This window comes from Ralstonia sp. RRA (assembly GCF_037023145.1).
Classification (GTDB): Bacteria; Pseudomonadota; Gammaproteobacteria; order Burkholderiales; family Burkholderiaceae; genus Ralstonia.
The window spans coordinates 60,845-87,301 of the sequence record NZ_CP146093.1 but is presented as its reverse complement, the minus strand read 5'-3'; the positions used below and the strand labels follow the sequence as shown (position 1 = coordinate 87,301).

Annotated in this window: 22 protein-coding genes and 1 pseudogene; 14 read left to right on the top strand and 9 right to left on the bottom strand. The window is 62.5% G+C overall.

What is annotated here, in order from left to right; all coding sequences use genetic code 11:
* The first annotated feature begins 30 nt into the window (after positions 1 to 30).
* The 5 genes from V6657_RS27320 to V6657_RS27300 all read left to right on the top strand — a co-directional run bounded on the left by V6657_RS27320 (position 31) and on the right by V6657_RS27300 (position 5,689).
* Positions 31 to 1,569 carry a hypothetical protein gene (locus V6657_RS27320; protein WP_012435700.1) on the top strand — a complete coding sequence of 513 codons (1,539 nt, stop codon included), beginning with the start codon at positions 31 to 33 and terminating at the stop codon, positions 1,567 to 1,569.
* 280 nt (positions 1,570 to 1,849) lie between these two features.
* Complete coding sequence (locus V6657_RS27315) at positions 1,850 to 2,914, top strand: ATP-binding protein (RefSeq protein WP_012435701.1); 1,065 nt, start codon at positions 1,850 to 1,852, stop codon at positions 2,912 to 2,914.
* Positions 2,915 to 3,020: 106 nt separating this feature from the next.
* Positions 3,021 to 3,914 (top strand): hypothetical protein, encoded by an 894-nt coding sequence (locus tag V6657_RS27310; RefSeq protein WP_235180685.1) that lies wholly within the window; start codon positions 3,021 to 3,023, stop codon positions 3,912 to 3,914.
* Positions 3,915 to 3,923: 9 nt separating this feature from the next.
* A complete protein-coding gene (locus V6657_RS27305) occupies positions 3,924 to 5,141 on the top strand; it encodes a VWA-like domain-containing protein (protein ID WP_012435703.1) in 1,218 nt (405 codons plus the stop codon).
* 143 nt (positions 5,142 to 5,284) lie between these two features.
* Positions 5,285 to 5,689 carry a hypothetical protein gene (locus V6657_RS27300; protein ID WP_021197377.1) on the top strand — a complete coding sequence of 135 codons (405 nt, stop codon included), beginning with the start codon at positions 5,285 to 5,287 and terminating at the stop codon, positions 5,687 to 5,689.
* Positions 5,690 to 5,863: 174 nt separating this feature from the next.
* Here the strand turns inward: V6657_RS27300 and V6657_RS27295 are convergent, their stop codons facing one another.
* The 6 genes from V6657_RS27295 to V6657_RS27270 form a co-directional block, all read right to left on the bottom strand.
* Positions 5,864 to 6,151: a hypothetical protein gene (locus V6657_RS27295; RefSeq protein ID WP_012435706.1), complete on the bottom strand. Its 288-nt coding sequence runs from the start codon at positions 6,149 to 6,151 to the stop codon at positions 5,864 to 5,866.
* A gap of 120 nt (positions 6,152 to 6,271) precedes the next feature.
* Positions 6,272 to 6,961 carry a hypothetical protein gene (locus V6657_RS27290; RefSeq protein ID WP_012435707.1) on the bottom strand — a complete coding sequence of 230 codons (690 nt, stop codon included), beginning with the start codon at positions 6,959 to 6,961 and terminating at the stop codon, positions 6,272 to 6,274.
* A gap of 10 nt (positions 6,962 to 6,971) precedes the next feature.
* Positions 6,972 to 7,703 carry a hypothetical protein gene (locus V6657_RS27285; RefSeq protein ID WP_012435708.1) on the bottom strand — a complete coding sequence of 244 codons (732 nt, stop codon included), beginning with the start codon at positions 7,701 to 7,703 and terminating at the stop codon, positions 6,972 to 6,974.
* A gap of 159 nt (positions 7,704 to 7,862) precedes the next feature.
* Complete coding sequence (locus V6657_RS27280; protein ID WP_012435710.1) at positions 7,863 to 8,246, bottom strand: polymer-forming cytoskeletal protein; 384 nt, start codon at positions 8,244 to 8,246, stop codon at positions 7,863 to 7,865.
* A gap of 10 nt (positions 8,247 to 8,256) precedes the next feature.
* Complete coding sequence (locus V6657_RS27275) at positions 8,257 to 8,937, bottom strand: hypothetical protein (protein ID WP_012435711.1); 681 nt, start codon at positions 8,935 to 8,937, stop codon at positions 8,257 to 8,259.
* Positions 8,938 to 9,130: 193 nt separating this feature from the next.
* Positions 9,131 to 9,718 carry a hypothetical protein gene (locus V6657_RS27270; protein WP_012435712.1) on the bottom strand — a complete coding sequence of 196 codons (588 nt, stop codon included), beginning with the start codon at positions 9,716 to 9,718 and terminating at the stop codon, positions 9,131 to 9,133.
* Positions 9,719 to 10,358: 640 nt separating this feature from the next.
* Here V6657_RS27270 and V6657_RS27265 point away from each other — a divergent pair.
* From V6657_RS27265 to V6657_RS27235, 7 genes are all read left to right on the top strand, one after another.
* Positions 10,359 to 10,676, top strand: a complete 318-nt coding sequence (locus V6657_RS27265) for a hypothetical protein (RefSeq protein ID WP_012435713.1) — start codon at positions 10,359 to 10,361, stop codon at positions 10,674 to 10,676.
* Positions 10,628 to 11,905, top strand: a complete 1,278-nt coding sequence (locus V6657_RS27260) for a hypothetical protein (protein WP_012435714.1) — start codon at positions 10,628 to 10,630, stop codon at positions 11,903 to 11,905. The genes V6657_RS27265 and V6657_RS27260 overlap by 49 nt, the downstream gene beginning before the upstream one ends.
* A 121-nt stretch (positions 11,906 to 12,026) precedes the next feature.
* Positions 12,027 to 13,439: a DNA repair exonuclease gene (locus V6657_RS27255; RefSeq protein ID WP_012435715.1), complete on the top strand. Its 1,413-nt coding sequence runs from the start codon at positions 12,027 to 12,029 to the stop codon at positions 13,437 to 13,439.
* Positions 13,440 to 13,583: 144 nt separating this feature from the next.
* Positions 13,584 to 14,096, top strand: coding sequence for a hypothetical protein (locus V6657_RS27250; RefSeq protein ID WP_012435716.1), 513 nt, complete (start codon positions 13,584 to 13,586; stop codon positions 14,094 to 14,096).
* Complete coding sequence (locus tag V6657_RS27245; RefSeq protein ID WP_012755750.1) at positions 14,078 to 16,402, top strand: AAA family ATPase; 2,325 nt, start codon at positions 14,078 to 14,080, stop codon at positions 16,400 to 16,402. Before V6657_RS27250 ends, V6657_RS27245 begins: the two co-directional genes overlap by 19 nt.
* A gap of 125 nt (positions 16,403 to 16,527) precedes the next feature.
* Positions 16,528 to 16,740, top strand: a complete 213-nt coding sequence (locus V6657_RS27240; RefSeq protein ID WP_068768265.1) for a hypothetical protein — start codon at positions 16,528 to 16,530, stop codon at positions 16,738 to 16,740.
* Positions 16,741 to 16,897: 157 nt separating this feature from the next.
* The gene (locus V6657_RS27235; RefSeq protein WP_012435719.1) at positions 16,898 to 19,831 is read left to right on the top strand and encodes a Tn3 family transposase; all 2,934 of its coding nucleotides are present in this window, start codon (positions 16,898 to 16,900) and stop codon (positions 19,829 to 19,831) included.
* 99 nt (positions 19,832 to 19,930) lie between these two features.
* Here V6657_RS27235 and V6657_RS27230 read toward each other — a convergent pair whose 3' ends face one another.
* The 3 genes from V6657_RS27230 to cadR all read right to left on the bottom strand — a co-directional run bounded on the left by V6657_RS27230 (position 19,931) and on the right by cadR (position 23,422).
* Entirely contained in the window at positions 19,931 to 20,893 is a 963-nt protein-coding gene (locus tag V6657_RS27230; protein WP_012435720.1) for a site-specific integrase, read from the bottom strand.
* Positions 20,894 to 20,917: 24 nt separating this feature from the next.
* Complete coding sequence (locus V6657_RS27225; RefSeq protein ID WP_012435721.1) at positions 20,918 to 22,846, bottom strand: FTR1 family protein; 1,929 nt, start codon at positions 22,844 to 22,846, stop codon at positions 20,918 to 20,920.
* 144 nt (positions 22,847 to 22,990) lie between these two features.
* A complete protein-coding gene (gene cadR, locus V6657_RS27220; protein ID WP_009277754.1) occupies positions 22,991 to 23,422 on the bottom strand; it encodes a Cd(II)/Pb(II)-responsive transcriptional regulator in 432 nt (143 codons plus the stop codon).
* A gap of 87 nt (positions 23,423 to 23,509) precedes the next feature.
* Between cadR and V6657_RS27215 the strand changes: the two genes are divergently transcribed.
* Together V6657_RS27215 and V6657_RS27210 are read left to right on the top strand one after the other, a co-directional pair.
* Positions 23,510 to 25,912: a heavy metal translocating P-type ATPase gene (locus V6657_RS27215; RefSeq protein ID WP_012435722.1), complete on the top strand. Its 2,403-nt coding sequence runs from the start codon at positions 23,510 to 23,512 to the stop codon at positions 25,910 to 25,912.
* Positions 25,909 to 26,454 (top strand): annotated as a pseudogene (locus V6657_RS27210) (phosphatase PAP2 family protein); the annotation flags it as partial. The gene V6657_RS27215 and the pseudogene V6657_RS27210, both read left to right, overlap by 4 nt.
* Positions 26,455 to 26,457 lie beyond the last annotated feature (3 nt).

Here is a 26,457-nt window from a genome sequence, read left to right as displayed (position 1 = left end):
GTTGCCCCAGTCCTTATTGGAGCAACGTTCATGTACATCATCACCATCAACCATACGAAGACCGAGACCCGCACAACGATGGCCGGCGTCTTGGCCCTCCTGAACGCCGACAAATCGATTCCGCGCAAATTCACCGCGGACTCGTTCACTGTACATACCGTCGAAAATGGTCCAATCCCCGTCGTTGGTCTGCCACGCGGCCGAATCGGGCTGCGTCCCGACGGCACGGTGCACGAGATCCTCTTGCACGTGATCACCGAAGTCGAGCGGATCATCCTGAAACCGGACGGCAAGCTGCTGCGGCCCTACGAGGTCAGCTTTGAATCCTGGGAAGCTGTCCTTGCCGCAAGCGCGCTGGCCTACGAGAGCGAATACCTGATCGATCCTGAACGCCTGAAGGAGGGCTCGCTTTTCTCGGAGTTCCAAGTCGAGAGTCCGCAGCGCTTCATCACGGACGAGCTACTTCGCCGGTTTGGCTTCGGAACAGGCGGGCCACACGCCTATCCGGGCGGAGGGGCGTGCAAGGGGCATGAATGGCACGTCGCCTACGCGCTACAACGTGGCGAGCGCGTCAAGGATTGCATCCTCAACTTCTACCGTCACACGAGCACGGCGATCCCTCACGGCTTGGAATGGCTGAACGCTCTCATTGAGTTCCCAGTGCTACGCGGCGCGCTGCCGGCGGAGACGCTGCGGGACCTGTGTGATGTGCTCAGACGCGAGAAGATGGCGATGACCGAGCAAAACGTGTCGAAGCTGCTCGCCATCGTTCGGGCCTTGCCGGTCGGTAGCTCCTATATCGACATCGACGACGCGTTCTACGACGCGAAGATCCTCGGCCCACTCACGGCGCCGACACTTCAGCTCGCAGAGGGGCCTGACGCAGAGCCGCTTTCGCCGTTGGCCAAGCGCGTGACGGAGTGCGTCAACGAGAGCGTGTATGAGAAGACGGTGGCGCGGCTTCGGCAGGAGCGGGAGGACGGTAACCTTTCGAAGCGCCGTTTCGAGCTGCAGATGATGATGGCCGAGCGCCAACGCAATTGCAGAAACTACCACTACGGCAACATGATTGCCTCGCTGTTGTTGGAGCGTAATGTCGCTGGGCTGCTCGAGATTCTGGACCAGCCCAACAACAAATCGAGCAAGCGCGCCATTCGTGAAGTCATCGGGGTCAACCTGCTGACGGTAACGGGAGCAGCGCGCCGGCGCGCCATCTTCAGCATGTGCGGGTTCGCCCAGCAGGAGCAGGACGTGTGGGAGCAGCATGCGGCCGAGGCCAAGGCGGAGAAGCGCCGCATTGAGGCCATGGAGCAGGCAAAGAAGACTGCTGAGTCGGTACGCTATTCCGTCGGCGGTGGGCAGGTCATGACCGGCAAGCAGTACGTCGACCTGTGCATCGCGGAAGGCTTCTCGCAGATTGTTCCTTCGCGGCGCGGCAATGCTGTCAGCTACCTCTTCGTCGATCCGAAGCGCGACCTGGGCAGGCCACTGAAGGTGAAGGACGGCACCCTGGACTATGCACGCGCTTGCTTGAGTACACCGGCAGAGCGTGTGCCGGCGTACGCCTGACGCCAATCTCTTTCACGCGCCAGTCCCTGCCCCTCCATCACGGGGGCAGGGCGGCCGTTTCTACCCCCTTGCGCGTGTGGCGCCGCGCCGCGCAACCTGCTAACCTCTCCTTGCTGAAAAGCGCTGTTCGGACTGGCCTGAGCCAACCCAAACACTGTTTTTCCTCGCGTCTCCGACGCATCGATCCAACGCCGGCAGCATCGGCCGTTTCTTCAACCATCCCACAGGGGTCTACTCCCTGTGGGCGTGGATTCCGTGGGTTTTCGTCAAGTGATACCCCATGGACAATACCCTTACCGATCAAGTTACGCCCCTCACCAATCAGGTTTCCCCGTCGCAACTGGAGACCCTGTTGGCTGCCTACATTCCGGCACACCTGCCCGTGCTCGTGACTGGCGCGCCAGGTGTCGGGAAATCCGACATCGCAGCCGCGGCTGCAGAGCGCGCCGGCTACGACCTGCTGATCTCGCATCCGGTGGTCGAGGACCCGACAGACTCCAAGGGCCTGCCGTTCCCCGGCGCGGATGGCCAATCCGCCAGGTTCCTGCCGTTCGGGGATCTGGAGAGGGTGTTACACGCGAAAGAGCCGTTGGTCTGGTTCTTCGACGACCTCGGTCAAGCGTCTCAGGCGGTTCAAGCCGCCAAGATGCAACTGCTGCTCGCGCGCCGCATCGGCGAGCACAAGCTTCCCGAGCATGTGACGTTCTTGGCGGCGACGAATCGCCGGACCGACAACGCCGGCGTGTCTGGCATTCTCGATCCGGTGAAGTCGCGGTTTGCGACCATCGTCGAGCTTGTGCCAAACGTTGATGCCTGGGCGGCATGGGCTGTGAAGTCGCAGCTTCCCGCTGAACTGATCGCGTTCCTGCGCTTCAAGCCGGATCTGCTGGTGGCGAAGGAGCGCACGCGTGATATCGAGAACCTGCCGTCGCCGCGAGGCTGGGGCGCGGTTGGGAAGCAGATGCCCGTGGTGCCAGCTGGCTTGGAAGCAATCGTGTTCACCGGTGCTGTCGGCGCTGGTGCCGCGACCGAGTTCCAGGCGTTTCGCGAGACCTTTCGCAGTCTCCCCTCTGTGGCAAGCGTTCTGTTTGCGCCGGACACTGCCTCCATCCCGGAGGAGCCCTCGGCGCGCATCGGGATTGCGACGGCAGTTGCGAGTCAAACCACGGTCGCGAACATCGATCGCGTCCTCGTCTACGCCGACCGCATGCAAGCGGGCGGTGACGGTGACTGCGCAACGATGATGATCAGCGACGCGATCCGCCGTGACGAGTCTATCGTTTCCGTGCCGGCTTTCATTGCAGCGCAATCCGGCTGGATCGGTGCCGCGATGGACGGCCGGTAAACCGGTTCCCTTTCAAGCAGTACATCCCATGCGGCGAGCTTTGGCTCGCCGCTTTTCATTTCAAGAGGCTATTTCCATGAACATCCTCAACGTTCACGAGCGTGTCATGCTCGCATCCCTTGGCATCTCCGTTTGGCGCGCACGTCGCTTCGATACCCGCGCCACGGAAGAGGTGGAAAAGAACCACGCCACCAAAGACATCGGGCGCTTCAACAAGAAGCTCCTGACCGACGATGCCATTTCTTACAAGAGCGTGTGCAGCATCGCCACGCAAGCACGTGCCTTCTTCAATGCGCACACCCTCGAATACGACCAGCTTGGCGTGCGTTTGCTGCCCACGGCTGTTTACCTAAAGGTCGCTGACCGGCTGCGCGAGTTTCAAGACGAGTTCCGTGAAGCCACGTCAGCCTTTCTCGCCGAATACCCAGCGTTGAAGGAGCAGGCCAAGGGTGCTCTCAACGGGCTCTATACCGAGGCGGACTACCCGACCCTCGAAGCGCTGTCGACCAAGTTCGGTATACGCCTGTCTCCCTTGCCGTTTCCGGACGCAAGCCAGTTCGGCATCAACTTGCCGGCCAACGTGCTGGACGGCATCAAGGCGGATATGGACGAGCGGGTGTTCAGCGCGGTCAAGACGGCCAACGAAGACATCGTCGGCCGCCTCTACGACGCTGTGCAGCACTTCGCCAACCGTCTGTACGCGGGACGCAACGTCCGGCTGGGCGTTGTCGACAAGGTGCGCGAACTGTGTGACCTGCTTCCGACGTTGAACTTCACACAGGATCCGGCATTGACGGACATCCTGAACGAGACGCGCAATCACCTGGCTTGCTACACGGGCGCCGAATTGAAGGATTCGGCCGATCTTCGCCAGAAGGTGGCGGAGAAGGCGATGGAGATCGAGGCGCAGATGGCGGTGTACATGACCGGCGCGCTCAGCACGCCGGCAGCACCGGCACTTGGCGATTCGTCTGCGCTCAGTTTCCTCCTTGCCTCGTGAGGTGTGGCCATGCTCGAACGGATCATCAAGCAGCGTGGTCAACTGGTGCTGAACCACCCTTTCTTCGGGGCGCTGGCGCTTCGTCTGAAGCCTGTCGAAGACCCCACGTGCCACACGTTCTGGGTTGACGGCCGGGCGCTTGGCTACAACGCGCAGTTCGTGGCCACCTTGGACGATCTTGAACTGCGTGGGTGTCTCGCTCATGAGGTGCTGCACCCCGCCAGCGGGCATTGCTGGCGGCGTGGCAATCGCGATCAGAAGCTGTGGAACGCGGCCTGTGACTATGCGGTCAATCCGGTTGTGCTCGCTGCCAACTTGAAGCTCCCGAAAGGCGCACTGCTGGAGGAACGCTTCACTGGCAAGTCAGCAGAGGAGATTTATGCGGTGCTCCGCCAGGAACGGCCACCTGAGGCTCCCCAAGAGCCTCAGGCCCAGGGCGCTCGCGGTACGGGCGCTGGGCTGCCATCGCGCGACCCGAACGCATCCGATGCGGCACAAGGGCAGGGCGCTGCCGAAGGTGGCAACGCCGACGGCAGCCCGACGTATGAGCCCGGCGACATCCGCAAGGATCGCGGCAATGACCAGGCCTCGACGGAGACGCAGTGGAAAGTCGCGGCGATGAAGGCTGCGCAGGTGGCCAAGATGCGCGGCAAGTTCGGTGCGGATCTGCAGACCGTGGTTGACCAACTGGTTACGCCGGCGGTCGATTGGCGTGCGGCCCTCGCGCGCTTTGCAAGCGAGTCGGCCCAAGCCGACTACAGCTGGTCGATACCGAACCGCCGCTTCACGCACCTTGGTCTCTATTTGCCGGCGCTTCATAGCCGGCGGGTGGGGGACGCCGTGTTTGTGCGCGATTCGAGTGGCTCGGTGTTCGATGAAACGCAACGCCAGTTCGCATCCGAGATCCACCGCGTTTTCGATGAAGTGAAGCCATCGCGGCTGATCGTCATCGACTGTGACGCGCGTGTCACGCAGGTGCAGGTGTTCGAGCCCGGTGATGCGCTTGAACTGGCGCCTGTGAAAGGCGGCGGCGGTACCTGCTTCGCACCGCCGTTCGAGTGGGTGGAGGAACAGGGCTTTCGGCCGGCGTTTCTCGCCTATCTGACGGACATGTATGGCACGTTCCCCGAAGTGCCGCCGGAGTATCCGGTGCTGTGGGCCTCAACCACACCGTTGCGCAGAATCCATACCCCGCCATTCGGCGATTGCATCGAGGTCATCGTCTGACCATTGCCCCGGGCCATCCCGGGGCATTTCTTTGCTCCGGCATCGGTTGGTGGGTGTTCCGCCCAATTTGACCGCGTGCCGAAATCGATCAAAATTTTTGTGGCACTCGACATATCTAGTCCTGTGCCCGGAGGAGCAACATCATGATGGACAAAGAAGAGCCGATCGACATCGAGTCTCTTCCTCGCGCGGCCGACCTCGGGTGGATTGGCCGCTGGAAACAGGCTGTAGAAGAGGGTGGTACGGATCTCGGGTTTGACGACTGGTTCGAATCCGCACTGATCGGCGCGGCCGGTGGCCGCGATGGCCAGCCGGTGCAGTATCGACAGGGATCAGTGATCTTCGAACTGCAGCACGGCGCGGATTTCGAGATCGAGCAGGGCGGCAGCGCGAAGCGGCGCTTCCACTGCCTCATGGATGGACACGTACCGTTTGTGTCCTTCTATGGTGATGGCGACGCAGAGCGCCGGCCCTGGATCTCGATCAGCCGGCTGTTCACGGCTGAAGAGTTGCACACGCTCATCCTGGTGCCCGGACCAGCGGCCTGATTTGCGCTAGGCATGGCGAAAGGGCTGATGCGCGAAGCGGCTTTCTGTGGATTTATCCTGAACGCGGTAAACGCGTGTGTCAGAACCCACCCGATGGTGGGGGTGCAAACCAAGGGGGCCAAGTGCCCCCTTTTTCTTTTTCTATCCTGAAGAGCAAGTGCGGCAGCGCCCGCCTCAAAGGTACTCACGCCCTCGAGGGCCATAGGGTTTGGGGTCAGGGGAACCCAATACGTCAAGAACTTCACTGTAGTGCGTGACGACCATGGGTGCACCGGCAGGACCATACGGTAGCGGCATCCAGTCGTTGCGTTCACGGCTGAATTGCAGCAAGTACATGCCGCCGGCGGCATTCGGTAGCAACTGCACCACCCAGACCAGGTACTCCTTATAGGGTGTTTCAGGCGGGGAAGGCTTGCGTTCACGACAATCAATCCAGTCGATCAAGGTGCTCACGGGTTCCACGGCGTCTCCAATGATTTGTTCAACACGATATTCCGACTGGCCCTGTTTTCCGAGCAAAAAACGATGCACGGAGCGATGTACGGTGTGTCTTGTAGGACGAGTCCATCCGGCGCCAGGTTGCTACCCGGCCTTGAGCAGGCGTCGATCGCGCTGCCCGCCCGCTTGGCATGTGAGCACATAGGCCGCTGGCGCGCGCGGTTCCCAGACGATCACCGCAGCGGGTCCTTCCGTGCTGATGCGTGCCTCGGGCATGGTGCAACTCACCGGAATCGGATTCACAGGCGTCCCGTGCGCAGTCACGCGGATCGTAGACCCGCGACCGGTCATGAAATTGCCCTGCAGGCCGGCATACAGGAACGTGACAGTGGGTACGAGCGGGGGTTCGAGACCAGATTGGTCATCAGCCTCGTCGTCGGCGAGCGCGTCGATCTTGGCCTGCAGCCAGTGGCGGTCACTGTCGGAGAGATCGTGGCGGCTGAGCAGCGCCACCAGGAACGCGGTGCCAAGCCATCCCGGGCCGCTGCTTTCACGCTCGCGGATAACCTGCGCCAAATGAGCGGAGGGCTGTGCGCCACCTTCCAGCAGACTGCGGCGTGTGCCGCGCGCCCGCGCGCCTGGCGTGCTAGTCTGCGCAAGGCTGTTGGTCGCTGGTCGGTAGGTGCCGGGCTTGCTGGCGCCGGCAGACCGCGAAATGCCTCCGGCACTACGACTTGCTGTCGAGCTACCGCCAGCGCCACCGCGGCCGGCGTCTGCGACCTGTGCCGCGCTCAAAAGCACGAGGGCAACGGTCAGGGTCGAGATCTTGCGCATGGTGGTTCCCCTAGCGCCCAGCGAGAGACAGCACGGTGGGGTCGAGTGCCGCCTGTTCGGCCTGCCGGATCGCCGCCGTGGATAGGCGGCTGCGTAGCGATTCCGCGTTGACCGGGCGGTAGCCGTCATCAGGATGGCACTCGGCTCGGCAGCGTAACGCCCAAAGGTAGGCGTTGTTCAGGTCATGCAACGAATCGTAGAGCTGCGCGTTGTTCGCCGCTGCGGTCGGGTCGCCCGCCAACCAGGCGCGCGCGAACAACTCTGCCGCCTTGTCGGAGCTACGAATCACGTATTTTCCATCGCGCACGATCTGGCCAGCAACACGCAGGAGCCGACTATTGACTGCGGTACCCGTGGAAGCCTGGGCCGCCGCGAGAATGCGGGGCGCCATGTCGTCGCGTAGGGGCAGCATCGAGTCGCCCTCGAAGTATTCCGCCAGCTTTGCCGGCGTGAGCCGGTCCATCGCTTGCTTGATCCGCGCCGTGCGTGCGTCGTCCAGGTTGGCCATGGCTTGCACAATATCGCCACAGACGACTTCGCAACCAGTCAGGGCATCTCGACCACTACCCTGCAGCGGATCGAGCTTGGCCAGAGCAGAAACCGGGTCGGAGATGGTCTTGGTTGTCTCGATCTCCCGGTTGATCTGCTTGGCTGTATCGGTTGTCTTGTCGCTGCAGGCGGCCAAGCCAAGGCAGAGTGCGGCGACCGGAATGAGGGCGGCGTATCTGGATGCAAGGTGCATGATCGACCTGTCAGTTGGGTTTGTTGGTGCGGCTGGTCAGACAGCCAAAGAGCTGGAAGCGCGGCATCTCGTGTCGATCCATCACGCCGTCGGTGATTTTCATGGTGTTTGCGTCGTGTCGATTTCGCATTGCCGCCATGCTGTGGCGAGAGGCCAGCGTCAGGTACTCGATTCGAGCGCATCTTCGACAGGAGGCGCGGGCGCCGCCGCTGAAAGGCGCGGAATGCGCGTGATGCGACCCTCCAGGTTGGCGTGCGGGCCGAGCCGAATCGTGCCGGCGTAGCGGATCTCGCCTTTGACCGCACCTTCCACCTTGAGAGAGACCTGGGCATTGACGTCGCCTTCGACTGCGCCCTGGATCAATACGAACTGCCCGGTGACCGACCCCTTGATGACGGCGGCCGGGCCGATGTGGAGAAGGCCGCCTGACGAGACGACGTTGCCATTGACGAGACCCAGGATGGAGCCGCCATGGTCCATGTCGACATTGCCGTGAATCGCCATGCCCTCGTTGATGATGCTGATTTCCATCTGCTCTTTCATGGTTTGCTCCTCAGAACATCTTCACGTCGCCGGACGGACGATTCGCTTCCGTGGTGCGTGCCGGTGGTGTAGCGGCGCGCGGTGCCGTGGCGGTTGGTTGGGGTGCCGGCGCGGGCCGCGTAACAGGGGCTTGATCGGGTGCGGTGCGCTCGGTACGCCGAGCAGCGGGCTGAGCCGGGGCTGTTTCGACCTTCTCCGGCGCAGGAACGCGCTCGCGGGGCGCCACCTCGGCTGCGGAAAGGGCGGCTCGCTGTGGTTGAGCCACCGGTGCAGTGGGCGCGGCCGTGACAGATGCTGCAACCGGCGCTGAGGGCGTCGAGCTTCCGATGGCTGCCGGCGTGGCTTGGTTTGCGGCGACTGCAGGTTCCGGCGCCGAGGCAGGGGCGGCCGGCGCTTGCGTCTGTACTGCGTGCGTGACTTGCTCGGGCCCGGCCGCTGCCGCCGAACCCGCCCGGCCCTTCTTGGCGTACAGGTCCCCAAGCCCCAGGCCAGCAATCGTGGCCAGCACGATGAACGCGCAGCAGATCGCAGTAACCTTCAAGGCAGGCTTGTGCTGGTCCCACCGGCGCTTGCCGCCGGCGGCGTAGGTAAGGGCCGGTGCGGCCGCATGATCTTCCGCCGTGCCCATGTCGATCGTGACAGGGGAGTGCGAGTACTGCTGGTGCAATCGGTAGATTTCGCGAATATCCATGGCTCTCTCCAGCGGTTGGGGTGAGGGGGGCGCCTGAGAGGTCGTTTATTCGGTCCGCGATGCCTTCGCGCGGGACGACAATCCCCTCTGGCCTTCGTACCGGCCACTGTTTCGGGCGCCGTGTTGGCTGCTAGGTCGGATATGGCGCCATGCCGGCTGCCATCCCGATGGGTGCGTTGGGTGGTGTGGTTGGCTATCCCGCAGGGGTGTCGCCGTCTTGTGCGCCGTCAGCAGCGAAACGGTCGTTGTCGGGGATGCAGCTCTGGTGGATTGAAGCGATCTTGCTGCCGGCCACTTTCATCGTGCCCTCGAATTCGAGCGCCGATATGGAGTTGGCGACGCGGGCGAAGATGGCGAGCGCGAACAGCCTGTCGTGCTGGTTCAGGAGGCGAATGAGGCGCCCAGACAGCGGATGTGTGACCTGGACCTCAACGGTATCGGTCTCGATGGGGATGGGGGTTTGGCTTTTGTTCGCGTGCCACGCGATGGCTTTTTCGAACCAAAGCTCGGCTTCGCGGAATTTTTCGTCGAGCGCTCGGGTCTTGCCTGACCTGGCGACTGAGAACTTGGAAGAGCAGAAGTTGTACGCGGAGCGCAGGAAATCGCGAACGTACACAGAGGAATAGGTGACTTGAGCACTGGCGGCCGTCTCGGGGACGATCCGCTTAATCCTGTTTTCTCCGACCAGCCGCGCGATCGGCTTGAGTCCGGAGTTGGATGTACTCGGCTGTGGCGCGCCTAATGGCGCCTCAAGTTCCTGGGGGTGTTGGGCAGCGACCATGGTTCATGTGTGGTATCTCATCTCTCACTCGAAATTTTCCGGCACATGAACACGGTGGCTGCTTACAAAAGCCACGCTATTTTGGCGAGCTTTCCGGGATTCCTAATGGATTGTCTGGTGCATACTGCAATCACTCCTCGCGTCATCGACGCATCGAACTGACTCCCTAGCGAGTCCATCTCCTTAAAAAAGTCGTGCCTTGCGCATGCGCCGACCAGTTGGCAACTGGTGTGGAAATCCCCCCTTGTGATGAGTGCTTAGCCAGACACTCCCCATCTATCAGCCGTAATACGCGTTCCCGTGTGTATGACCCTAGGTCATGCCTGTGAACACCGTCTGAGCCCCGGAAATGTGTGGTCTCTCTCTCCAGCGCCTCCGGGTGCAGGACGGTTGTCGTCGACTGATCCGTGAACCTGCGGTGGACGAAAGTCCTAAATGGGTTGTTGTGCGGCGTGAACATGCTGCACGAGAACGACTTTACGTTCTCCCCCCTGAGCGAAGTGCATTGGCACGACGCTCCCTGTGAGCCACGCCCCCGAAAGGGGCGTGGCAGCAGGTTTCTCACAAGAAGCCCGCTTCCGGTTACCGGAGCGGGCTTTTTTTGCTTTTAAGTGAGAGACCCCACACGGAGGAGCTGACCATGGCACTCGAAATGACGTTGCAATCCCAGATCAAGGCGCAGATCGCCGAACTGATCCACGCCCGTCGACCGAAGTACAAGGACCAGCCGTACAGCTGGAAAAATTTTTGCGAGGCGGCGCACGTTGCCAGCCTTTCCGACGCCGCGCGAGCGGCATATCTCAACGAAGTAACGACCCAACGCGGGGCCGACGCCGCCCTGCATCTTGGGGACCGTGCTGAGACCCTTCGTTCCAAAGTCGTTCAGTACCTGAACAACAGGAGCGTTTCATGCACGCAATCCCAACCCACCCAGGCTTCGCGACCCCGCGCAGCATAATTGAGGAGCGGCCCCTGCGGCCGCCCGTCATTGGAAAGATCCGCCCTGGCATCAAGGTCCTCACCAAGAAGGCCAGGGAGAATCCCCAAGCCGTCCAGATTCACGACGCGCTTCTCGCCCAAGGGCTCTCGTTCGAGGACATCGGTTCCGAGATCGAACGAAAAACCGGCCTGAGCTACGCCCTCATCCCCCGCAATACGCCGTACTTCACGTGTCGTGGCAGTGATTTCACGAATCCTGCCATCGCGGAAGAGATCCTGACCCGATACGGGGAGGATCGCGGTGACGGCCTCAAGCTCTGGCGCTTTCCGGTCGTCTTTGCGTTCGACGACTGGTTGCGCAACATCCCCAACGAGCTGGCGGTATTCAACGGCACGGGAAAGGTGTTCTGGTCGCAGTACGGGGCGGATGGTCTTCGTCAATGCAAGACGTACGCACCTGTCGAGCGCAGTGACCGCGCCAGGCGTGCAAAGCGCATCTTCGGCGGCCGCACCATCATCCTGCGCCAGGACGACGCCATTCCCGATGGCGTATGCGACCCGCAGGTCTGCCCGCAATACCAGGACCGACACTGCAACCTCACGGCCAGCTTCCTATTTGCGATCCTTGACATTCGAGGCCTTGGCTTGATTGAGTTGCCCACCAATTCGATCTACGTCCTGCAGAAGGCCCATGCGGCCATGCAGACTGTGGCGATTGCGCGCGGCGGCCGTCTGGTCGGCACCAGGTTCTGGCTCTCCAAGCAGGAAGTGGAGATTTCCCGCATCGACGATAACGGCTTGCCGGTACGCCAGAAACAATGGCTCACCACGCTGGATGCCGAAATCGACCTGGGCGCGCTGCTGGATGGCGCTGACCATATTGGTGCTGCGATCGAGGTGGGTACGCAGACGGTTGCCCTGCTGGAGCACCCCACGACCGAGCCGGCCGCCACTGCCACGCCAACGTCAGGCGAGGAGGGTGGTCAGCCAGGAGCGCAGAGCGAGCCGCCTGTCGGCGGCTCTATCGCCGAGCAGTTTGAACGTCTCATCGTGGCGCTGGGCATGGAGGGGCAGGAAACGCGCGAGCATTTGCGCGTGTACGCACACTCCAAGTTTGGCAAGGGCTGGACCAAGCGCGAGCAGGACATGCGAGCGCTGATCGATGAGATGGGTGTGGCTCTCGTGTCTCCTCCCGCCTTCCGCGAGAAGGTGAAAGCGGAGTTCGATGGCAGTCTGTTCTCAGCTTGACCTGCGCCGGCTTGGCGCCTGGTCGTAGCATCAACGTGCGGCGTCGAGAGTTCCCCCGACGCCGTTTTTCTTTTCTGTTGCTGTGACCGTTCTGGTTGCGGCTATTCCATAGGAGGTGAGCATGCCCAACGATGGCGAAAGCCTTCACGTGGGTCATTTTTCCGACCTGCACTATTCGACTGAGCGGTTGGTGGAAGCGGACCGATGCTTCGGTTTCGCCGTGGAAGATGCGGTCGCGCGTGGTTGCCATGTGGGTATCGTTTCCGGTGACGCAACCGATCATCGGCTCGACGCGCACACGCCGGCACTGCGGGTGCTTGCCGAGCGCATTCATGCGCTGTCGGGCCACATGCCGGTCCTCATGCTGCAGGGGACCTTCTCGCATGAGCCGCCGGGCACGCTGGACCTGTTCCGGCTGATCGGTAGCCGCCACCCCGTCTACGTCGCCGATCGCATTCACCAGGTTGCGCTCGTCGGATCGACGTTCCTGCCATCGGCCGGCCCGCTGTTCACCGTCGAAGAGCTGGAAACGCTGCTGCAGGAGGGCACACCCTCTGCTGTGTTCACCTGCGTTCCGACCGTCAACAAGGCTGTGCTGGCGGGCATCGTGGGCGCCATGGATGCGGCAACCGCGGTGGGCGAGCATCTGACGGTATTCCTGGGTGCCGCCGGCAAGGTGAATCGGCTGTTGCGGTCCAAAGGCATCCGAACCATCGGTGTGTCGCATGGAACGGTCAATGGCTGCTACACCGAGCACGGCGTACCGATGGCCGGGTTCGACCATGAGTTCTCGCTCGGCGCGCTGTTCGAAGCCGAGTGCGATGCCTTCATGCTGGGACATATCCATGCGATGCAGTTGTGGGAACGCGAAGGCCGGCTGGTCGGTTACGCCGGTTCCATCGGGTGCTTCCACTACGGCGAAAAGGGCAAGAAGGGCTACCTGAGCTGGCAGATCAAGCCGGGCCGGGCCGAAGCGGTGCAGGTGGAAACGCCGGCGCGCGAAACGGTCTGTGTCGATTTCGACGGCCCGCCGGATATGGAGCGCCTGGCCAACATCGCCGAGCAAACGCAGGACAAGTTCGTGCGCGTTCGCTGGACCATTGACGAGGAGCATCGCCAGCTGGTCGACCGCGAGGCCATCCGCACGCTGTTCGCCGGCGCCGCGGAGCTGAAGCTGGATCCGCGTGTGTTGCCTGCCGTCAGAAGCCGTGCGGAGGGCATCAGCCGCGCGGCGACTCTCGGTGAGAAGGTTCAGCGTTGGTGCGGTTTGACCGACGTGAAGCCGGACGCGTTGCTGGAGCGCCTGTCCATCCTGGAGGCACTGGAGCCGCAAGACATCGCGGATCGAGTGGTCGCCTCGTTGGAGAGCGGGTCTGCTGCCGACAACGGTGAAACGGTGGCGTCCGCCACGGCTGAGCCGGTGACAGTTCAGCCGGCCTGGCAGGACGCTGACCAAGTTCAGAACCAATCGTCGTTGGATTGGCTGACCGATGACCTTTTCGCGGCAGATGCCGCCCAACCCTTGAACGTGTGAGCCACGTTCCGACAGCCTTCGGGGCTGTCGAAACTCGGTTTTCCCCGCGTCTACGACGCATCGACCAGCAGTACCTATTCCTTTGAACCCGGACGGGCGCACAACCCGTTGGGGATGCGCTTCGCCCAATTTTTGGAGTGCATCATGATTCTCTATCCCGCAGGTTCCCAGTGGACCCGTTGCTTTGAAGCCGATCTGCCGGCCTCCGAGTTGGCCGCGCGGTTGGTGGGCAAGCACGAATTCACTCGTGCGATGCTGTTCCAGCCGTTCGGTCATGGTCGTGGCGCGGTGATCGCCACGCGCGGCCACATGCTCGTCATGGCTGTCGAAACGGACGGTGAGCGCACGGTTTTTACCGTGGCGCCCACGGTCCAGGTGCAGAACCTTCTGTGGTCCCTCTCCAACGGCTACACCAGCCAGTGGAGTGAGGCTGAACTCAAGGCCTTGACCGCATGCACCACCTTTCCGGAGGTGCTTGACCTGGCACGGACGCAATTTTTCGCGGCCGTGCGTTCGTTCGAGCGCGCACTAGCCGGCAAGCCGGAAGTCGACGTCGTCGTCACGTATGACGACTCGCGTGAGGTGCTGGAGATCCCCGGCGACTACTACATGACTGGCTTCAGCGGTGAGGGGGCACCATGCGACCTCTCAAACTGACCCTGTCTGGCTTTCGCGGCATCCTGGATGGGATGCACCGCGACAGTGTGACGGTCGACCTGCGCGAGCTGCCGACCGGACTGATCGCCGTGATGGGCCCTAACGGTGCCGGCAAAACGACGATCATGGACAACCTGCATCCGTATCCGCTGATGCCTAGCCATGCATCGAAGATGTCGGCCGATGCGTTTTCGTACTGGGACCACCTCACGGGTACCCGGGCCGAAAAGGATTTGGAATGGGAGCACGATGGCCAGCAATACCGGTCACAGTTCGCGTTTCGTAATTCTGGCAAGACGCGCAAGGCCGAGTACTACCTGTTTGTGCTTGGCTCGGACGGCGTATGGCAACCGGTTCAACTGGCAGACGGATCGCTGTCTGACGGTAAGGCGGAGACGTACAACCGCTGTGTGGAATCGGTCCTCGGATCATCGGAGGCGTTCTTCACCAGTGTCTTCTCTGCCCAGAACCGACGGCCGATTGCTGGCTACCAGACCTCTGAAATCAAGAAGTTGCTTGCTGAGCTGCTTGGTCTGGAGCGGATGCGTGAGCTGTCGGGCAAGGCTATGGACGTGGCGAAGTGCCTCGGCCGTGCTTTGGATGTCGTTCAGCACAACATCACCAGCCTGGTTGGTCGGCGCGATCGTGTTGCACGACTCTCCTTGGAGATCGAGCAGGCGGAGGCCTCGTTGGTTGAGACCCGCCAGGCGCGTGATCGTGAGCTGGAGGCCAATGCGCAGATGGTTCAGGAGCGTGCGACGCTTGCAGCCAAGCAGGCGAGCAGCACCGTAGCAGAAGCGCGCATGCGTGAGCTTGGCCAACAGAAGGTGGCCCAGGAAGCAAGGCGCCGAACGCTTGACAACGACGAACGGGCTGCCGTGCAACGTACCGAGGCGCAAGCCAAGGAACTGGGGGCCGTCATTTCAAGCCGCCGCGCAATCCTGGCCAGCAGCACCGCCATCCTGGCGGCCGCAACCTCGCGTGATGCTTTGCAATTGACCGTCACGCAGCGACAGTCGGAGGCAATTCGGCTGCAAGAGGGGATTGCTCAGCTCGAAAAGGTTGTGCCTGACCAATCGCGCATCATCGGCGAATTGCAAAACATGGCCGGTCAAGGTGAATCGAAGGCTGTCCTTGAAAAGTCGCTGAAGGGCCAGGCCGACGTCATTGAGTCTGTTCCGTGCCGGGACAATCCGATGCACTCGACGTGCCCATTGCTGGCTCAGGCGCGCAGGGCGAGCACGGATCTCACGGAAGTGCGGATCTCGTTGGCAGAGCTTCGAACCGGCTACCGGGACAAGCTCAAGCTCAAGACGGCGCTCGATGAGCAGCTCGCGCCGTTGGCGGGCCAACGTGCTTCACTTCGAGCACTGCAGGGGCAGGTGGCGGCCGACCAACGGGAGTTGCAACGGCTGACCGAACTTGCTGCGCAGAAGCCATTGCTTGACGACGCCCAAGAGACGCTGGCGAAGGCCGAGCGTGATCTGGTCGAGCTGAACGCCGAAGCTGCCGCCCGAAAGGAGCGATACCAGCGCGACGTTGTTGCGACGGACGATCAGTTGGCCACGATCAACCGGGAGGTTACGTCACTGCAAAGTGCCGACGTTACCGGAAAGATCGCGGACTTTGATCGTCAGGTTGCCAGCTCGCGCGAGCGCATTGCCCAGTTCGAAGGCCGGATTGAAGCACTGATCCGGACTCAGACTGCGCTCAGCACCGAGCGGCAGGGCCTCCTGGTTGATCTGGAGGCACTACCCGTTGTGCAGCGTAAGGCAGAGCGGATCTCCGACGAGATTTCGTCGTGGAAGCTGCTCGGCAAGGCCTTGGGCAATGACGGTGTGATTGCGCTGTCGATCGACGATGCAGGCCCTGAAATCACGAAGAAGGTCAACGACCTGCTCCTGGCGTGCTATGGACCCCGATTCACAATCGGTATCCACACGCAAACGGAGCTGGCCAACGGCGATAAGCGTGAGGGGTTTGAGATTCGTGTCCACGACGCTCAGGCTGACAGCGAGAAGGAGTTCGCGGTCATGTCCGGCGGGCAGAAGGTGTGGATCAACGAATGCCTGACGCGTGGTATTGCGCTATATCGCGCGCAGGGCGCCGGCACCGCCTTCCAGACGTTGTTCACGGACGAGGCGGATGGCCCGCTTGATCCGGAGCGCAAGCGCGAGTTCATGAAAATGAAGCGCGAGGTGTTGCGCCAGGGAGGGTATGAGCGGGAGTTCTTCATCTCGCAAACACCCGATCTGGTCGACGAGGCCGATGCTGTCATCGATGTGGTCGCACTGGCCACTCAGTAGGTTCCACCAACCATATTGGTCCGCTCTCACCAGAGGCGGACCATTTTTTTTTTGAGATATCGAAATGACTACGATTCAAATCTCAGCCGTCGATGCTGAACGGCTTCTCCCACAGAAAAAAAGAAGTGCACACGTTCATTCGCAGTCTGGGCTGGATGGGGGCAGACGTGACGCGCGAGAAGGCGCTCGCAGCCTTCAAGGCCTCGGTCCGCGTTGATCTGTCGGATGAAGCGGACATGTTTGATCACCAACTGGTCGTCGCGATGGATGGCCTGCGCACGTTCGTCGAAACCGATCAGCAGGCGCTGGCCACGTTGTTTCCGCAGTTTGCGGGGTAATTGTCCTTTTCGTGCATTTTCTTACGGTTTCCCCGCAGAGCCTTTATTCATAAGGGCCCCAGGTCTCTGCCGACAATTGTCTGCTGCCCTCCAGTGACTTCGGGAGTACGATATTCGCCCGCGATTTCGGATCGCGCCACCTTGACGGGGGCACAAGATGCCGGGCTTGGAATTTCGCTATGTGGGAAGAGACTCCCTACCCACGCGTCTGCCGGAGTTCGACGTCGAGCATTACTTCGCGTTGACCGCTAGCGATGTCGCCGCGATCAACCAGAAGTTCCGACGCGCCAGCCGCCCTGGAGTCGCCATTCAGTTGGTCTTTCTGCGCGCCAGCGGCCGTACGCTGGACCAACTCAACACACTCCCCCGTCAGTTGCTGCGCTATATCGGCGAAAAACTCGCCGTCGAGACACCAACGATCGCCTCGCTGCGCACCATTTACCAGCGATACCCGACGCTGTATGAGCATCAGGTCTGGGCCCTCCAATATCTGGGCCTGACACGCCTCGATGACGAGCAATGGGCCGGACTCGAAGCCTGGATGCGTCAGGACGCCGCCGAATCGCTGACCGTTGAGGAACTGCTTCAGCACGCGCACTACTGGTTGTACGAACGGCGCATTCTGATCCCGTCGACGCGTGCGCTGCAGGATCTGGCCCGCTCCATCTGGGCGGGCATCGAGCGGGATCTGCTGGCCATGATCGACGTGGTGGTCTCGCGCGAGCAGATCCTGCGGGCCGAGGCTGCGGTGTTTGCCCAGCACGCCACATCGGGCACGACGGTGCTGGAATGGCTCAAGACCCCACCCGCGCGCCACAGCCCGTCAACGATGACCGAGATGCTGGCCAAGATCAGCTTCTTGAAGGACCTCGGCGCGCATACCTGGACATTTGACGCGGTCCCCATCGAGAAACAGCGGGCCTACGGCCAACGTATCCAGGCCCGCCGTCCCGCCAAAATCCGCGAACTCAAAGCGTCGACGCGCACGCTCGAACTGGTGTTCTTCCTGCGTGTCACCTTGCTGGAGTTGACTGACGCCATGGTGTACCAAAGCGGGCGCCGTATCTCAGACCTGGTCCGGCAGGCGTACAACAAGACCACGACGAAGCAAGCCCGCTCGGCGATCGAATACCGGCAGCAACTGGTGGAGATCAAGGCCCTGGTGGACGATACCCGCCGCTCGGCCGAGGACCGACTGGCCGACATCGGCAAGCTGCTTAAGGGTCTGTCCAGTCGGCCGCCGGCAAGTCACGCCGCAAGCGTGCGCGAAACCCTTACCGAAGACCACCACCGACTCCGCAACCTCCTGACACCCTTGCGGGCGTTGGAATTCGCCAGTCACGGTAACGATCCTGCCATGCGCCAACTCGATCTCGTTGGCGGTTTGCACGATCGGGGCATGACGGAGTTGCCGCCAGACTGCAATGTGCCAGTGAGCGCCAGTTGGCGCGACCTGGTCGACGGTGAGGACCGCCAGCGCGCGCTGCGTGCCTTGGAGGCCTCTGCTGTAATGAGTTTGCGCAAGGGGCTGCGCCGCGGCACGGTGTGGATCAACCATAGCCTGTCGTTTCGAGAACGAGACCAGTTGCTGATTCCGCCGGCACAGTGGGAGGTCGACCGCGACCGGCATCTGTCTTCGCTCGGCCTGCCAAGCCAAGCGAGGCTCTATCTTGATCGCCTGACCGAGCATTTGAAGGCGGGTCTCGCTGCGCTGGACGAGGCCCGTGAGGCTGGCCACTTTACGATCGACGCGGACGGCATCCTGCATTTGTCGCCATTGGAAGCGCAGACCACGGATACCACGCCTCAACGCACCCGAGATCTGCTGTTCAAGGACATCGGCAGCGCACAGTTTGCCGACATGATTCTGGAGATGGATGCGCGCACCAATTTCAGTGAAGTGCTGTTGGCGCGCAAGGCGCGGGATGCCCACGAACTCGTCTCCCTTTATGCAGCCCTGATCGCGCACGGCACCGAACTGGATGCCAAGGGCGTCGCGGCGATGATCCCGCAGTTGGACCTCGCGCACGTCTCCACCGCGATGCGCTCCCTGGAAATGCCCGGCCGGCTGCGCCGCGCCAACGAACGTGTGGTGGAGTTCCAGCGCACGCACCCGATCACCGATCTATGGGGCACCGGCCAACTCGCCTCCAGCGACTCCATGAGCCTGGACACGTCCCCACATCTGTTCTACGCGCGCGCTGATCCCCGCCGACGCACGCACGCCGCTGGCGTCTATACGCACGTGCTGGATCAGCATGGGATCGTCTACAACCAGCCGATGGTGCTCAACGAGCGCCAAACTGGCGCGGCGATCGAAGGCGTCATGCGTCACAACGAAACCCGCGCTGACGGTGGGCTGCTGCGGCTCGCCGTCGACACCCATGGCTACACGAACGTGGGGATGGCGGTGGCCAAGCTACTTGGCTTTGACCTCTGTCCCTGGCTGCGCAACCTGTCGGAGCGCAAGCTGTACCTGCCGCGTGCCCTGTCGGTGACGGAGGGATTGTCGGCTGCCGTGTCGCACGAGGTCTCCCTCAAGGCGATCCGCGACGGCTGGGATGGCTTGCTACGCCTGGTGGCGTCCATTCACGCGGGGCGCGTGAGCGCGATCGTTGCGCTGCAACGCTTCGGCAGTGCTGCCCAGGGTGACCCGATCCACCGGGCAGCGGATCACCTGGGCAAGCTGCTGCGCACGCTGTTCCTATGCGACTTTTTCAGCAACATCGAGTTTCGTCGCGAGTTGCGCACGCTCCTCAATCGGGGTGAATCCGTGCACCATCTCCAGCGGGCGATTTATATGAGTAAGGTCCAACACGAGCGCGGTCGCCGCCAGGACGAGATGATCGCGATTTCCGGGGCGCTCTCGCTGCTGACCAATCTGGTGATTGCCTGGAATACCGAGCGGATGCAAACGACGGTGGATACGTGGCAGCGCAAGGGGCAACGGATCGACGATGACTGGCTGCGCCGCATGGGGCCGGCACACTTCGCCCATGTGAATTTCCGGGGCGTTTTGAGCTTCAAGATCCACCAATTTCAGGATGCCCTGTTGGAGGCGGCACCTCGCCGGCGTGCGAGCCAAGCATGAAGTCCTGCTTGGCACGGGTCGGCCGCAATCGCGTTTATTAGAGGTTCATGCAAGGTTACTGCGTCAAAGCAATGGCAGAGGTCCGCCAGACCGGACCTGTCAGACTGCAATGCCCGGCCGGGGTGCGACCGACAGCGCTGTTTCGATCCGATGCTGGGCAAATGGGTCGGCCGCGTCGATATAGCGCATGGCCGAGCGTACGTCCTTCCAGCCGACGTATTCCATCAGCATCTTGAGATCCCACTGGTTCGAGTTCGCCCAGGTTGCAAAGCCCCGTCGTAGTGAGTGGCTGCTGTAGCGGTCCGATTGCGGCAGTCCTGCGCGATGGAGCAGCGCGCGCAACAAAGGCACGATGCTGCTGGCCTGCAGTCCATCGGCTGCGATTCGGCTCCAGCGGTCAATCCTGCGGAACGCGGGGCCCTCGGTCAGGCCGGACGCCGCCAACCAGGCCTCGTAGGCGGCGACTGGGCACAAGCGCGACAACGCGGGCGCCTTGTGGGTCGTACCGACATGGTTGCGGTCCGTCTTGGTGCGCGGCAGGAAAATCGTCATGCCCCGGCCGGGCTCCACCGTGATGTGCTCGATCTGCAGCCGACTCAGTTCGTCCGACCGGAAGCCCCGCCAGAAGCCGATCAGCACCAGCGCCTTGTTGCGGGTATGCACCTGGAGTTGATGGGCGTTGCCCTCAGACGAGGCGGTCGCGATCTGCGCATCCAGCGAGGCAACCAGTTGCTCCAACTGGGCGAGCTGCAATGGCTTGGCGCGCCGCTCCTGCGCGGGGTGCAGTGCCTGGATGCCCTTGAGCACCTTGCGGACGTGCGGTGCTCGCGTGGGGTCGGGAAAGCCCTGCGAAACGTGCCACTGCGCGATCGCAGCCAACCGTTGGCGCAGCGTGTTGATGGAAAGCGTCTGTGCGTGCTCAGCCAGATAGCGTGCAACGCTGTCGGCGCTGGCCGGCAGGAAGCCACCCCACTCTTGCTCGAAATGACGGATGGCGGACTGATAGCTGCGCCGTGTGTGATCGCGGGTCGCTGCCTGCAGATACCTGTCGATATCCGCCATTGAACTCTCAAATCAAGGTAGCGACTACGCTTTGCTCGATGCCTTCTGCGATCGGAGGTTATACGCGAAGCTGAGCACAATGATCAGCAAGATCGCCACCTGTGCGATCACCGTCTGCATGGACGGGTAAATCCCCAGCACGTCAATACGCGGCATCGAAATCGGCGTGATGTGCAGAAAACCAACCTTCTGCAACGCCGCAACGCCCTTGCCGATCAGCACCACTGCCAGGACCGCGACCAGAGCCGAGCTGAAGGCAAAGAACTGGCGGATCGGCAGGCGCGCCGAGGAGCGCAGCAGCACGACGGCGATGATCGCCAGGATCGCAATCCCGGAGCCCAAGCCGGCCAGCAGGTAGATGCCGTTCCCTTCGCTCCACAGCGCGGCGTAGAACAGCACGGTCTCGAACACCTCGCGGTACACCGTCACGAATGACAGCACGAACAGCATGATCGCCGAGCGCTTGTTCAGCGCGGAGGACAGCTTCTGCTTCACATAGGCCTGCCAGCGACCGGCCAGGCTCTTCTGGTGCATCCACATGCCCACGCCGAGCAGGACCACGGCCGCAAAGATTGCCGAGAAGCCTTCGGTCATCTCGCGGCTGGCACCGCTCAAATCCACCAGGTAGGTAGCGACGGCCCACGTCAGTCCACCGGCGGCCAGCGCAACAATCCAGCCGGCATGGACGTATGGCAGCACGTCGGTGCGTTCGGCCTTCTTCAGGAAGGCCATCATGGCGACCACGACAAGCAGTGCCTCCAGGCCCTCGCGCAGCAGGATCGTCAAGGCGCCCAGGAACGTCGACAGCGGGTCGTTGGTGCCACCCAGTGCATCCTGGGCTTCAGTCAGCATCGTCTGCAGATGCTGCGCGATGTCCCGTACCTGCTCGGCCTGACCGGTAGTGATCGCGTTGCGATACAGGCCCATCATTTTTTCGATGTCCTGGAACAGCGACTGGTTCTTGGCGGCCAGGGCCGGTTCGACCGGCTCGAAGCCGTCGAGGTAGGCGGAGAGCGCCAGGCGCGAGGCAGTCGCTTTGTCGCCCTGGTCGAAGGCGGCTACGCTCTCTTTGAGCTTGTCCTTGGCGATTGCGAGACTGTCTGCGTTGGAGGCGTTCAGCACATCCGGCGCGCTTCTCAAATAGGCGGTCAATTGCCGCGCGGCATCCGGGCTGATCGTCTTGGCCAGCAACGCTTCTGGCGTCTGGCTGAGCTTGGCGAGCGTCGGCACCGCGCTATGCAGCTCCGGGCGGGATGCCCACAATTTGGCGCCGGCTTGCCGGTCCGCATCGGAATAGGACAAGGTCGACGCAAAATAGGCCAGTGCCCAGCGATCATCGTCAGTGAGCTGCGCGAAGCTCGGCATCGAGGTGCCCTCGACACCGCGCGTGATGATCTGCTGGAGGGCGAAGACGCTGCGCTCCTGGGCGCGCTGATGATCGGCCAGGGCTATGGGGGGCGGGCTCAGCTTGGCGGCCAGCGGACCATCGGCGTGTCCGGTGTTGCCATGGCAGGACGCGCACTGGCTTTGATACAGCGTAGCTCCATGCTTCAGGTCGGGCACCTTGCTGGGCGCCATCGGCACCGGGTAGGCGGCCAGCAAGCTGTCCGCGAGCTTATGCGCCTGTTCACCGACGACGGTGGGTGCGGCCTTGTCGGCGATGAGCGTGCGCAACGCGCCAGCATCCTTGAGCAAGGCTTGCGTCTGTGGCCCCGCCGGCAACTCGGCAATCTGGCGCTGCGCCGCATGCGCAAACTCCTGCATTTCGGCGTACTCATCGGCATTGGCCACCTGGCCGTCCTTGACGGAGCGACCGTAATCGACCGCCAGATAGTCGAGTAATTGCCAGACCTGCTTGGTCTTGTCTTGAGTGGACAGCGTGTCGGCGTACGCGCTTGAAACCGATGTCAGCAGGTAGAACAGGATGAGGGTGACGACGCGCTGCAGTTGCATGAAGAGCCTACCGGCGAAGCGGGAGAAATGGCTTTAAATGAGAATGATTGTAATTCATGTTTCGTGACGCAGATGTCGCGCTGGTCAAAAAACATGCGGCCGAAGGGGTCACATAGCGAACCCGTTCGGCCATTCCCCTTCGTGTCAGCGGTGCGTGCCGTCTCCAGTGCACGTGCCGCTACCTTCGGACAACCCCTGCAGGATTCCGCAAGCTTCTGCAGCTCGCCCGTCGGAACAGGTCTCGCGCAGCGCGCACAAATGGTGCTTTAACACCCCCAGTGCCTCGATACGCCGCTCGACTTCCTCGATGTGCTTGTCCAGGAGGGTGTTCACCGCGCCGCAATCCTCGTCCGGTCGCTCGCGGTAGCGCAGGAGTGTCCGCACGTCGTTCAGCGGCATGTCCAATGACCGGCAGTGGAGGATGAACTGCAGCCGCTCAATGTGCCGCTCGCTGTACAGCCGGAAGTTGCCCGAGCTGCGGTCCGGCGGCGGCAACAGGCCTTCGCGCTCGTAGTACCGGATGGTTTGAATCGGGCAGGCCGTGCGCTTGGCGAATTCACCGATCTGAATGTTCATGATGTCGGGCCGAAGTCCCTTGACTCTATAGTAGCTATAGAGTGTGTACTTGAGTCCAATCCATTTCAAGCGACAAAGGGAGGTGCTGTGAGTGATTGCGGCTCCAAGGGGTGCGGTTGTGCTGCCACCAACGTGGTGACGCCGGCGGACGGCGATGCGGCGGCTGTTGACCTGAAACGATCCCGCTACCGGATCGACAACATGGACTGCCCGACGGAAGAAACGCTCATTCGCAATAAGCTGGCGGCGCTGCCCGGCGTGGTCAACCTTGAGTTCAACCTGATGCAGCGTTCGCTGGCCGTCCAGCACCGGCTGCCATCCCCGGCGCCGATCGAGCAAGCCTTGGCAGCCGTTGGCATGCGAGCGGTTCGCGCCGATGAAAGCCCCGCCGGGCAGAGCACAGTCCTGACCATTCGTCAGATGGACTGCCCGACCGAAGAAACGCTGATTCGCGGCAAGCTGGCGGGCATGGCGGGCGTGTCAGACATGCAGTTCAATCTCGTCCAACGCACACTCGCCGTTCAACACGCTGCCGATGCGCTACCGCAAGTGCTGGCTGCCATTCAGTCGCTTGGCTTCGATGCCGAGGTGCGCGACCGCTCTGCCGCAGCACCGCTTCCCGAACAAGATGCCGCGCCCACCAAATGGTGGCCGCTTGCCATTGCCGGCGCGAACGCCGTCCTGGCGGAAGTGGTGTATTGGCTCAACGGTGGCAACCATTGGGTGGTGGTGATCCTGGCGCTGGCCGCGATCCTGACCGGCGGGCTGTCCACCTACAAGAAAGGCTGGATCGCGCTCAAGAACCGCAACCTGAACATGAACGCCCTCATGTCGATCGCAGTCACTGGGGCGATGGTGATCGGCCATTGGCCGGAAGCGGCGATGGTGATGGTCCTCTTCGCCTTGGCGGAGGTCATCGAAGCCCGTTCGCTGGACCGCGCCCGAGATGCGATCCGGGGGCTGATGGATCTCGCCCCGGAGACAGCCACGGTACAGCGCAGCGACGGCAGTTGGTCCGACGTCGATGCCAAGACCGTGGCCGTTGGCAGCCGTGTGCGGGTCAAGCCGGGCGAGCGCATCGCGCTCGATGGCACGATTCTGCAGGGGCGGTCATCCGTCAATCAGGCGCCGATCACGGGCGAGAGCCTGCCGGTCGAGAAGGCAGCGGGCGACTCCGTGTTCGCCGGCACCATCAACGAATCCGGGTCGTTCGAATATCGCGTCACCGCAGCGGCAAGCGACTCCACACTGGCACGGATCATTCACGCCGTCGAGGCCGCGCAAGGCAGTCGAGCGCCCACGCAGCGCTTCGTTGACCAGTTCGCCCGGCTGTACACGCCCATTGTGTTCGCGGTTGCGCTTGCGGTGGCCATCGTCCCTCCGCTGGTCTTCGGTGCGACTTGGCTGGACTGGATCTACAAGGCCCTAGTTCTTCTCGTGATTGCTTGCCCCTGCGCGCTCGTGATCTCGACGCCGGTGAGCATTGTGAGCGGCCTGGCGGCCGCCGCGAAGCGCGGCATCCTCATCAAGGGCGGCGTCTATCTGGAAGAGGGACGCAAGCTGAAATGGTTGGCGCTCGACAAGACCGGCACGATCACGCACGGCAAGCCAGCGCAGACGGACGTCGTGGCCTGGAACGGTGCGGACGCGTCCGCCGCCCAGATCCTGGCAGCTAGCCTGGCTGCCCGCTCCGACCATCCCGTCTCCCTGGCCGTGGCCCGCGCGGCGCAGGACCAAGGCCTAGCCCTGCGCGACGTCACCGATTTTGCGGCCTTGCCCGGACGCGGCGTCCGGGGCCATGTCAACGGTGCGCTCTATCACCTGGGCAATCATCGTCTGGTCGAGGAACTGGGCGTGTGTTCGCCGGCATTGGAAGCACAGCTTGCCGTGCTGGAAACCCAGGGCAAAACGGTCGTGATGCTGATCGGCCAGGACGGCGTACGCGCGTTGTTCGGTGTGGCGGACACCATCAAGGACAGCAGTCGCCAAGCGATCAAGGAATTGCACGCACTGGGCATCAAGACTTTGATGCTGAGCGGCGACAATCCGCACACCGCAGAGGCGATTGCGCAGCAGGTCGGTATCGACGAGGCTCGCGGTAATCTGCTGCCGGAAGACAAGCAGCGCGAAATCGAGCGCCGATCCGCACAAGGAACCATCGGCATGGTCGGCGATGGCATCAACGATGCGCCGGCGCTGGCACGGGCCGATATTGGATTCGCAATGGGCGCGGCCGGGACGGACACGGCGATCGAAACGGCCGACGTTGCGCTGATGGACGACGATCTGCGCAAGCTCCCGGCGTTTGTACGACTATCCCGGTCCACGGCCGGGGTGCTGAAGCAGAACATTGCGCTGGCGCTCGGCATCAAGGTCGTGTTCCTGGCACTGACCTTTACAGGCCAGGCCACCATGTGGATGGCGGTGTTTGCCGACATGGGCGCCAGCCTGCTGGTGGTCGGCAACGGGCTGAGGTTGCTGCGCAAATGAATTGGAAGTTCCTCGTGTACGACTGGGGCGGCTGGAACGTCGCGCTATTCCACGCCATCAACTCGGGGATGCCAAGCGCCCTGGACCCGGTGGCGTGGTGCTTTAGCCTGATTGGCAACTACTGGACTGCGCCGCTCTTGCTGCTGGGGCTCTGGCGGTGGTCGATATCAGCGTCGAATCCAGCGCGCGCGTGCGCTGTCAGGCAACGCCTCGTCACGTTTGGGTTGGCCTTCGCGCTTGCCCTGCTGGCCGCTTCCGCCTTGAAGTGGTGGCTGGATTTCCCACGGCCACCGGCGGTACTCGGCCACCTCGTGCACGTCATTGGTGAGCCGGAACTGCACTACAGCCTGCCGAGCGGGCACTCGACGTTCGCAGCGCTTGTGGTCGGGGCACTCTGGCCCTTGGTGGGTTTTCGGGGGCGTCTCGCGTTGGTGTTCTACGCCGCGTTGGTCGGGTGGTCGCGTGTTGCCGCCGGGATGCATTTCCCGGCGGATGTGGTCGCCGGCTGGATGCTCGGGGCTAGCAGCGTCGCTATAGCAGGGTTG